General features: G+C 49.2%; 5 protein-coding genes. 1 reads left to right on the forward strand and 4 read right to left on the reverse strand.

What is annotated here, in order from left to right:
* Nucleotides 1-246 precede the first annotated feature (246 nt).
* From ACO6V1_RS20540 to ACO6V1_RS20550, 3 genes are all read right to left on the reverse strand, one after another.
* Nucleotides 247-3,114 carry a DUF1601 domain-containing protein gene (locus ACO6V1_RS20540; protein ID WP_422450714.1) on the reverse strand — a complete coding sequence of 956 codons (2,868 nt, stop codon included), beginning with the start codon at nucleotides 3,112-3,114 and terminating at the stop codon, nucleotides 247-249.
* Between the two features lie 156 nt (nucleotides 3,115-3,270).
* Complete coding sequence (locus ACO6V1_RS20545) at nucleotides 3,271-5,976, reverse strand: DUF1601 domain-containing protein (RefSeq protein ID WP_422468285.1); 2,706 nt, start codon at nucleotides 5,974-5,976, stop codon at nucleotides 3,271-3,273.
* Nucleotides 5,977-6,099: 123 nt separating this feature from the next.
* Nucleotides 6,100-9,009, reverse strand: coding sequence for a DUF1601 domain-containing protein (locus ACO6V1_RS20550; RefSeq protein ID WP_422450716.1), 2,910 nt, complete (start codon nucleotides 9,007-9,009; stop codon nucleotides 6,100-6,102).
* Between ACO6V1_RS20550 and ACO6V1_RS20555 the strand changes: the two genes are divergently transcribed.
* Nucleotides 9,004-9,222, forward strand: a complete 219-nt coding sequence (locus ACO6V1_RS20555; protein WP_422450717.1) for a hypothetical protein — start codon at nucleotides 9,004-9,006, stop codon at nucleotides 9,220-9,222. The two genes, ACO6V1_RS20550 and ACO6V1_RS20555, sit on opposite strands and share 6 nt — an antisense overlap.
* Before the next feature lies 1 nt (nucleotide 9,223).
* On the opposite strand, the gene ACO6V1_RS20560 is transcribed toward ACO6V1_RS20555, so the two are convergent.
* The coding region (locus ACO6V1_RS20560; protein WP_422468288.1) for an RAP domain-containing protein at nucleotides 9,224-10,160 on the reverse strand (937 nt) is incomplete at its 5' end.

The raw sequence follows: 10,160 nt of genomic DNA on the forward strand, positions 1-10,160 counted from the left end.
TGGGGGGGATGATCCCACTGCCTGACCGTGGCATGTCTATATCGTCCACGCCCTGAAGAAGCGGCATGGCCACCCGGTCGGTTATAATAATTATCTGATCTTGCGTATTTACCACTGATACCAGCAGAACTTCTATCCATAATTAAATTTCATTAATTCATGAAAATATAAAAAGCAGACTGCTGTTCTGTTCAGAAGTTCATTTTGCTGAACTGTCTATAAACGCAAATGATTGGAGAAGAACAACTACTCTGGAATATGAAAACGCAAGATATTTACCCTGGCCTTTATTTGATCAATAAAGGGTTGCCTTAAATCCTGGTTCCAAAGCTGGTTAGCCGGAATTTCAATGACCTCAAACCCTGCTTTTTGCAGCAGTGCGATTTTCAGCAGCGTCGAACCCTTCCTGGTTTTGAAATCACCATTCACGTAATGAGACGATCCCTGAATTTCAATCACCATGTTGTGATCTGGCAGTAGCAGGTCAACCGGAGGTAATGAGTTCAGACTCTTTTCTTCTTCAATCTTCAAAGAGGGCAAGCATGATGTGAGGTGATTGCGGACGACAGTTTGAGGTTTTGAAGTCATTGTCTGGTAATGGGGGGCGAACGGACACGCTCTGCCAAGCCAACTGGCGGCCATGGCAATGATGGTTTGATCCTCTTCATTATCCGGGGAGGTATTTTTCAGGCGAATAAACAGGTCATATATGTGTTTTTTAAGCCAGTCATTTTTATTGGCATTGGAGACCAGAGACAACCTGGCATAGCATACCATTACACCCCAGAGGGAGATAAATATGTCTTGCTGAGAGAGCTGAGGGTTTTCACTGATTTTGTGGACCAGCGATTTGAAGATAGAGGTAACCACGTTCAGTTCAACGAGCTCACCCAGTTTCGCCATGGCCCAAAGCAGAATAGCGATTTCCCGGGGTTTAAAGTTAGTTTTCTGCGCATTCACGTGGGGCAACAGCGCGGTGACGGCTTCTTTAATCTCTGGTATCTGCACGTTGTCCACCAGTTTCGCCGTGGCCCACAGCAGGTTGGCAATTTCCTGTGGTTTAAAGTTAGCTTTCTGTGCGTTCACTTGGGGCAACAGCGCGGTGGCGGCCTTTTTGAGCTCTGGTGTCGGCTCTTGCACGTCGTCCACTAATTTCACCATGGCCCACAGCAGGTTGGCGATCCCCTGGGCATCAAATTGGTCTTTCTGTGCGTTCACGAGGGGCAACAGGGCAACCACGGCCTCGTTGAGCGCTGGTGTCTGCTGTTGCCCGTTGTCCACCAGTTTCGCCACGGCCCACAGCAGGTTGGCAATATTCTGGGCATTAAATTGGTCTTTCAGTGCGCTCACTTGGGGCAACAGCGCGGCCACGGCTTCCATGAGACCTGTTGCCTGCTCCTGCCCGTTGTCCACCAGTTTTGCCATAGCCCAGAGCAGGATAGCGATTTCCTGTGGTTTAAAGTTAGCTTTCTGCGCATTCACCTGGGGCAATAGCACGGCCACGGTCGCGTTGAATTCTGGTGTCCCTTCTTGACCGTTGTCCGACAGTTTCGCCATTGCCCACAGCAGGTTGGCGATATGCTGGGCATTAAATTGGTTTTTCTGTGCATTCACTTTCGGCAACAGTGCGGCAACGGCCTCTTTGAGCCCTGGTGTTCGCTCCTGCCCGTTGTCCACCAGCTTCGCCATGGCCCACAGCAGATTGACGATCCCCTGGGCATTAAATTGTTCTTTCTGTGCGTTCACGAGGGGCAACAGGGCGACCACGGTCTCTTCGAGTTCTGGAGTCCACTCCTGCCCGTTGTTCACCAGTTTAGCCATGGCCCACAGCAGGTTGGCGATTTCCTGTGGTTTAAAGCAAGCTTTTTGTGTGTTTACGTAGGGCAACAGCGCAGCTACAGCCTCTTTGAGTTCTGGTGTCTGCTCCTGACCGTTGTCCACCAGTTTCGCCATGGCCCACAGCAGGTTGGCGATAGCCTGAGGAATAAATTGGTCTTTCTGTGCGTTCACGTGGGGCAACAGGGCGGCCACGGCCTCGTTAAGCCCTGGCGTCCGCTTCTGGCCGTTGTCCATCAGTTTCGCCATGGCCCACAGCAGGTTGGCAATACCCTGCGGTTTAAAGGTAGCTTTTTGTACGTTCACGTGGGGCAGCAGCACGGCTACGGCCTCGTTGAGCTCTGGTGTCCGCTTTTGTCCGTTGTCCGACAGTTTCGCCATGGCCCACAGCAGGTTGGCAATATTCTGGGCATTAAATTGGTCTTTCTGTGCGTTCACATGGGGCAACAGTGTGGCCACAGCTTCTTTGAGCTCTGGTGTCCACTCCCCGTTGTCCACCAGTTTTGCCATGGCCCACAGCAGGTTGGCGATACCCAGAGGAATAAATTGGTCTTGCTGTGCATTCACGTGGGGCAACAGTACGGCCACGGCCTCTTTGAACTCTGGTGTCTGCTTCTGCCCGTTGTCCACCAGTTTCGCCATGGCCCACAGCAGGTTGGAGATTCTCAGGGCATCAATATCCCTGGCTTGAGGTTTTTGGTTGCACTTGAATATTATTGCATCAAGTAGCGTGGACAATAAGGCAGCTTGAGTGAGCTTAACACGCTGATCCACGGGTTTATGAGGGGTAAAAACACCCGCTGAAGTCAATGAATGAAGTGTTGTCGTCAGGCTTCGCCAGTTCCAGCTCCGCGTTGCTGTAAAATTTTGCAGCAAACGTATCAGCTGGCTTTGTTCCGCTCGATTTAACGGTCTTTTAGCAGCTGACGTGTATTTTTTAATTGAACTGGCATATTGTCCGTGATTTCTCCCATCATAGCGATGACCGAAATGATCCGATCTACTCACCAGATCAGCCATTATTTCCTGTTTGATGAGGGCATTAAAATCCTGAGCAGGGTTTACTGAACGGCCCTGTAGATGTTGAGAAGAGTTTGCTCCAGAAGAATGGTAAAATTGATTGCGACCCGGTGCAGTGCGGGGGGGATTATCCCATTGTCTGACTGTGGCATGTCTATATCGTCCACGCCCTGAAGAAGGGGCATGGCCTTTCGGTTGGTTGTAATCATGACCTGATCTTGTGTATTTACCACTGATACCAGCAGATCTTCTATCCATAATTATATTTCATTAATTCATGAGAATATAAAAAGCAGACTGCTGTTCTGTTCAGAAGTTCATTTTTCTGAAATGTCTATAAAACCAGGTGTTTGGGGATACACATCGACCCCTGGTGTCACCCATCCGTTATTTGCAAATCATCCGGGGCGAGATTCATGAACAAAATGTGTTCAACGCTGGCACGCCATCCCTTGAATGTGACAACGGTTTTTGAGTCATGATGGAAGGGGGGAGATTACTGGTTTTTTTTCTCTTCTTTTTTTTGCTTTTTGGTTTGCGTGGTTGCTGTTCTGCAGGTTCTTCGGCAGTGAAGTAGCCTTGTTCTTCCCACCCTTCATCGGCAGTAAAGTATTCCTCATCTGTCTCCCCGCTGGTAAATGATTCAGAGTCATGCCCCTGTGGCGGGATGTTTATCCTGGTCTTTATTTGATCAATACACAGTTTTATTAAGTCCCGGTTCCAAATCTGTTTAAACGGGACTTCAATGACCTCATATCCTGCTTTTTGCAACAGTGCGATTTTAAGCAGGGTTGATCCATTCCTGGTGCTGAAATCACCATTTACGTAATGAAACGGTCCCTGGACTTCAATCACAATGTTGTGATCTGGCAGTAGCAGGTCGACTGGAGGTAATGAGTTCAGACTCTTTTCTTCTTCAATCTGCAAAGAGGGAATGCATGATTGGAGTTGATTGCGGAAGTCAGATTGACGTTTTGACATGATTATCGGGTAACAGGGAGTGACCGGATAGGCTCTGCCAAGCCAACTGGCGGCCATTACAATGATGGATTGATCCTCTTCATTGTCTGGGCAGGTATTTTCCAGCCGGGTAAACAGGTCCTCCATGTGCTTTTCAAGCACGTTATTTTTATTGGCATTGGAGGCCAGAGACAACCTGGCACAGCATACCATTACTCCCCAGAGAGACATCAATATCGTTTGTTGACAGAGCTGAGGATTGTCACTGATTCGGTAGACAAGCGATTCGAACGTAGAGGTAACCTCGTTCAGCTCAACAAGCTCACCCAGTTTCGCTATGCACCACAGCAGGTTGGCGATATGTTGAGGAATAAATTGGTCTTTCTGTGCGTTTACGCGGGGCAAAAGTGCAGCCACAGCCTCGTTGAGTTCCGGAACCCGCTCCCGGCCGCTGTCCATCAGTTTCGCCATGGCCCACAGGAGCTTGGTTATCCCCTGGGCATTAAATTGGTCTTTATGTGCGTTCATGTGGGGCAAAAGTGCGGCCAGGGCCTTTTTGAGCCCTGGTGTCTGCTCCTGGCCGTTGTCCACCAGTTTTGCCATGGCCCACAGGAGGTTGGCGATTTCCTGTGGTTTAAAGTTAGCTTGATATGCGTTCACGTGAGTCAACAGCGTGGCCCCAGCTGCTTTGAGATCTGGTGTCCACTCCCCGTTGTCCACCAGTTTCGCCACGGCCCACAGAAGGTTGGCGATATGCTGAGGAATAAATTGGTCTTTCTGTGCGTTCACGCGGGGCAACAGCGCGGCGACGGCCTCATTGAGCTCGGTTGTCCGCTCCAGCCCGTTGTCCACCAGTTTCGCCATGGCCCACAGCAGGTTGGCGATCTGCTGAGGAGTAAATTGGTCTATATGTGTGCTCATGTGGGTCAACAGCGTGGCCACAGCATCGTTGAACTCTGGTGTCCGCTCCAGCCCGTTGTCCACCAGTTTCGCCATGGCCCACAGCAGGTTGGCGATACCCTGGGCCTTAAATTGGTCTTTCTGTGCATTCACATAGGGCAACAGCCCGGTTATGGCCTCGTTGAGATCTGGTGTCTGCTTAAAGCCGTTGTCCACCAGTTTTGCCATGGCCCACAGCAGGTTGGCTATTTCCTTTGGGTTAAAGTTAGCTGTCTGGACACTCACGTGGGGTAACAGGGCAACCACAGCTTCTTTGAGCCCACGTGTCTGCTCCTGCCCGTTCTCCACCAGTTTCGCCATGGCCCAGAACAGGTTGGTGATGCCCTGGGCACTAAATTGGTCTTTCTGTGCTTTCACGAGGGGCAACAGCACGGCCACAGACTCGTTAAACTCAGGTGTTCGCTCCAGCCCGTTGTCCACCAGTTTCGCCATGGCCCACAGCAGGTTGGTGATACCCTGGGCCTTAAATTGGTCTTTTTTTGCGTGGACGCAGGGCAACAGCACGGCCACGGCCTCGATCAGTTCTGGTGCACACTGCTGGCCGCTGTCCACCAGTTTCGCCATGGCCCACAGCAGATTGGCGATTCCCCGGGCATCAATATCCCTGGCTTCAGGTTTTTGGTTGCAGTTAAATATTATTGCATCAAGTAGCGTTGACAATAAGGCAGCTTGTGTTCGCTTAACACGCTCATCCATGGGTTTATGAGGGGTAAAAACACCTGCTGAAGTCAATGAATGAAGTGTTGTCGTCAGACTTCGCCAATTCCAGCTCCGTGTTGCGGTAAAATTTTGCAGTAAACGTATCAGCTGGACTTGTTCAGCTCGATTTAGAGGTCTTTTAGAAGCTGACGTATATTTTTTAATTGAACTGGCATATTGTCCGTGATGTCTCCCATCATAGTGATAACCCAGGTGATCCGATTTTCTCACCAGACTTTCCATTAACTCCTGATTGATAAGGGCATTAAAATCCTGGGCAGGGTTTACTGAACGGCGCTGTAGATCTTGAGAAGAGCTTGCGCCCGAAGAATGGTGGAATTTGTTGACCTCCGGAGTATTGCGGGGGGAATTATCCCACTTTCTGACTGTGCCATGTCTGTATCGCCCACCCATTGAAGAAGCGACACGGTCATCCTGTTGGTTGTAATCATTACCTGATTTTGCGTATTTACCGCTGATATCAGCAGAGCTTCTATCCATAATGATATTTCATTAATTCATGAAAATATAAAGGGCAGACTGTTATTCTGTTCAGAAGTTCATTTTACTGAAATGTCGATAAAACTGACACTCATTCCCTTGAATGTGAAAACGGTTCTTCAGTCATGATGGAAGGGGGGAGATTACTGGCTTTTTTTTTCTCTTCCTTGTTCTACTTTTTGGTTTGCCTGGTTGCTCTTCTCTATGTTCTTCGGCGGTTAAGTAACCGTGATCTTGCCATCCTGCATCGGCAGCAAAGTATGCCACATCTCTCCCTGGGCGTGTAAATGATTCAGAGCCATGCCCCTGTGGCGGGGTGTTCACCCTGGTCTTTATTTGATGAATACATCGTTTGATTAAATCCCGGTTCCAAAGCTGGTTAACCGGGATTTCAATAACCTCAAATCCTGCTTTTTGCAGCAGTGCAATTTTAAGCAGAGTCGAACCATTCCGGGTTTTGAAATCACTACTCACGTAATGAAACGGTCCCTGAATTTCAATCACAATGTTGAGATCTGGCAGTAACAGGTCAACCGGAGGTAATGAGTTCAGACTCTTTTCTTCTTCAATCTTCAAAGAGGGAAAGCATGATTGGAGTTGATCGCGAAAGTCAGATTGAAGTTTTGACCTGATAGTCTGGTAATGAGGGACGACCGGACACGGTCTGCCAAGCCAACTTGCGGCCATGGCAATGATGCGTTGATCTTCTTCATTGTCCGGGCATGCATTCTCCAGGCGAGTAAAGAGATCATCCATGTGCGTTTCAAGTACGTTATTTTTATTGGCATTGGAGACCAGAGACAACCTGGCGCAGCATACCATTACTCCCCAGAGCGTCATCAAGATATCTTGCCTGGAGAGTAGAGGGTTTTCATGGGTTCTGTACACAAGAGATTCGAACATAGATGTAACCGCATTCAACTCAACGATCTCACCCAGTTTCGCTATGGCCCACAGCAGGCAGGCAATATCCACTGATTTAAAGTTGGCATTCTGTACGTTTTCGTTGGATAACAGCGAGTTGACAGCTTCTTTGAGCCCTGGTGTTTGCTCTTGCCCGTTGTCCACCAGTTTTGCAATGGCCCAAAACAGGTTGGCAATTTCCTGGGCATTAAATTTGTTTTTCTGTGTGTTCACGTTGGGCAACAGCGCGGCCACGGCATCTTTCAGTTCTGCTGTCCGCACCAGCCCCTTGTTGACCAGTTTCACCATGGCCCACAGCAGATTGGCGATTTCCTGTGGCTTAAAGTTAGCTTTCTGTTCGTTCATGAGGGGCAACATGCCAACCACGGCCTTGTGGAGCCCTGGTAACGGCTCTGGCCCGTTGTCCACCAGTTTCGCCATGGCCCAGAACAGGTTGGCAATAGCCTGGGCATGAAATTGGTCTTTATATGCATTCACGTAAGGTAACAGTGCGGTGACAGCTTGTTTGAGAGCTGGTGTCGGATCCAGCCCGTTGTCCACCAGTTTCGCCGTGCCCCACAGCAGGTTGACGATACCTTTTGGCTTAAAGTTGGCTTTCTGTGCGTTTACGCAATGCAACAGCGCGGCTACGGCCGCTTTGAACTCCGGTGTCTGCTCCTGCCCGTTGTCCACAAGTTTCGCCATGGCCCACAGCATGTTGGCAATATCCCGTGGTTTGTAAGCTTTCTGTGGGTTCACACTGGGCAACAGCACGACTACCGCCTTGTTCAGCTCTGGTGTCCGTTTCTGCCCACTGTCTACCAGTTTCGCCAAGGCCCACAGCAGGTTGGCGATTTCCTGTGGTTTAAAGTTAGCTTTCTGGACGTTCACGTGGGGCAACAGCGCGGCCACGGCTTCGTTGAGTTCTGGTGTTTGCTGCTGGCCATGCTCCATCAGTTTCGCCATGGCCCACAGCAGGTTGGCGATTTCCTGTGGTTTAAAGTTAGCTTTCTGTGCGTTCACGAAAGGTAACAGCGCGGCTAAGGCCTTGTTGAACTCTGGTGTTTGCTCCTGGCCGTTGTCCATCAGTTTCGCCATGGCCCACAGCAGGTTGGCGATTTCCTGGGAGTTAAAGTTAGCTTTCTGTGCGTTCGTATGGGGCAATAGAGCGGCCACGGCCTCGTTGAGTTCTGGTGTCTGCTCCTGTCCATTGTCCACCAGTTTTGCCATGGCCCACAGCAAGTTGGCGATACCCTGGGTCTTAAATCGGTCTTTCAGTGCATTCACGCGGGGCAACAAGGCGGCCATGGCCCCATTGAGTGCTGGTGTCTGCTCCTGCCCGTAGTTCACCAGTTTCGCCATGGCCCACAGCAGGTTGGCGATATGCTGAGGAATAAACTGGTCTTTATTGGTGTTCACATGGGGCAATAGCGCGGCCATGGCCTCTTTGAACTCTGGTGTCTGCTCCTGCCCGGTTTCCACCAGTTTCGCCATGGCCCACAGCAGATTGGCGATGCCCTGGGCATCAATATCCCTGGCTTCAGGTTTTTGGTTGCACTTGAATATTAATGCATCAAGTAGCGTTGACAATAAGGCCGCTTGAGTAAGCTGAACCAGCTGATCCATGGGTTTATGAAGGGTAAAAACACCCGCTGAGGTAAATGAATGAAGTGTTGTTGTCAGACTTAGCCAATTCCAGCTCCGCGTTGCTGTAAAATTTTGCATCACACGTATCAGCTGGCTTTGTTCCGCTCGATTTAACGGTCTTTTAGCAGCTGACGTGTATTTTTTAATGGAACTGGCATATTGGCCGTGATGCCTCCCATCATAGCGATGACCGAGCCGATCAGATTTACTCACCAGGCCATCCATTATTTCCTGTTTGATGAGGGGATTAAAATCTTGAGCAGGGTTTACCGAACGGCACTGTATATGTTGTGAGGAGCGTACGGCAGAAGATCGGTAAAATTTATCACGCCCCGGGTTAGTGCGGGGGGGATTATCCCATTGTTTGACTGTGGCATGTCTGTATCGCCCACGCCTTGAATCAGCGGCATGGTCGTCCGGTTGGTGGTAATTATTACCGGATCCTGCGTATTGACCACCGATACCAGCAGAGCTTCTATGCATAGTTATTTTTCATTAATTCATGAAAATATAAAAAACAGACTGCTGTTCTGTTCAGAAGTTCATTTTGCTGAAATGTCGATAACACCACACGGTTGGGGATACTCATCTACCCCTGATGCCACCAATCCATTATTTTCAAATCATCCGGGGCGAGATGCATGGGCAACAGGTGTTCAACGCTGGCACTCCCTTGAATGTGCATACGGTTCTTGAATCATGATGGAAGGGAGGAGATTACTGGCTTTTTTCTTGTCCTTTTTCTCCTTTTTGATGTACCTGTTTGCTTTTCTGAATGTTCTTTGACGGTTAAGTAACCGTGATCTTGTCGTCTTTTATCGGTAGTAACGTATGCCTCATCTCTGTTAAGTGATACAGAATGACCCTGTGGCGGGATGCCTGCCCTGGCCTTTATTTGATCAATATATAATTTCATTGAATCCTGATTCCAAAGCATGTTGGCCGGGATTTCAATGACTTCAAATCCTGATTTTTTCAGCAGTGCGATTTTCAGCAGAGTCGAACCATTCCTGGTTTTGAAATCAGCACTTGTGTAATGAGATGGTCCCTGAATTTCAATAACAATGTTGTGATCTGGCAGTAGCAGGTCAACCGGAGGCAAGGAGTTCAGACTCTTTTCTTCTTCAATCTTTAAAGAGGGAATGCATGATTTGAGTTGATCAAGGAAATTGGATTGAGGTATTGAAATGGTTGTCTGGTAATGGGGGATGATCGGACACGTTCTGCCAAGCCAACTTGCGGCCAGGGCAATGATGGATTGATCATCTTCATTGTCGGGAGGTATATTTCCCAGGCGAGTAAACAGGTCATCTATGTGTTTTTCAAGCACATTATTTTTATTGGCAGTGGCGAGCAGAGACAACCTGGCACAGTATACCATGACTCCCCAGAGAGACATCAATATGGCTTTTTGAGAGAGCAGGGGGGGTTCACGAATTCGGTAGACAAGCGATTCGAACGTGGAGGTAAACACGTTCAGTTCAACGAGTTCACCCAGTTTTGCCATGGCCCACAGCAGGTTGGCGATACCCTGAGGATTAAATTGGTCCTTCAGTGCGTTCACGTGAGGCAACAGCGCAGCCACGGGCTGGTTGAACTCTGGTGTCTGGTCCTGTTTGCTGTCCACCAGTTTT

It is taken from the genome of Endozoicomonas sp. ALC013, from assembly GCF_049310205.1.
Lineage (GTDB): Bacteria > Pseudomonadota > Gammaproteobacteria > Pseudomonadales > Endozoicomonadaceae > Endozoicomonas.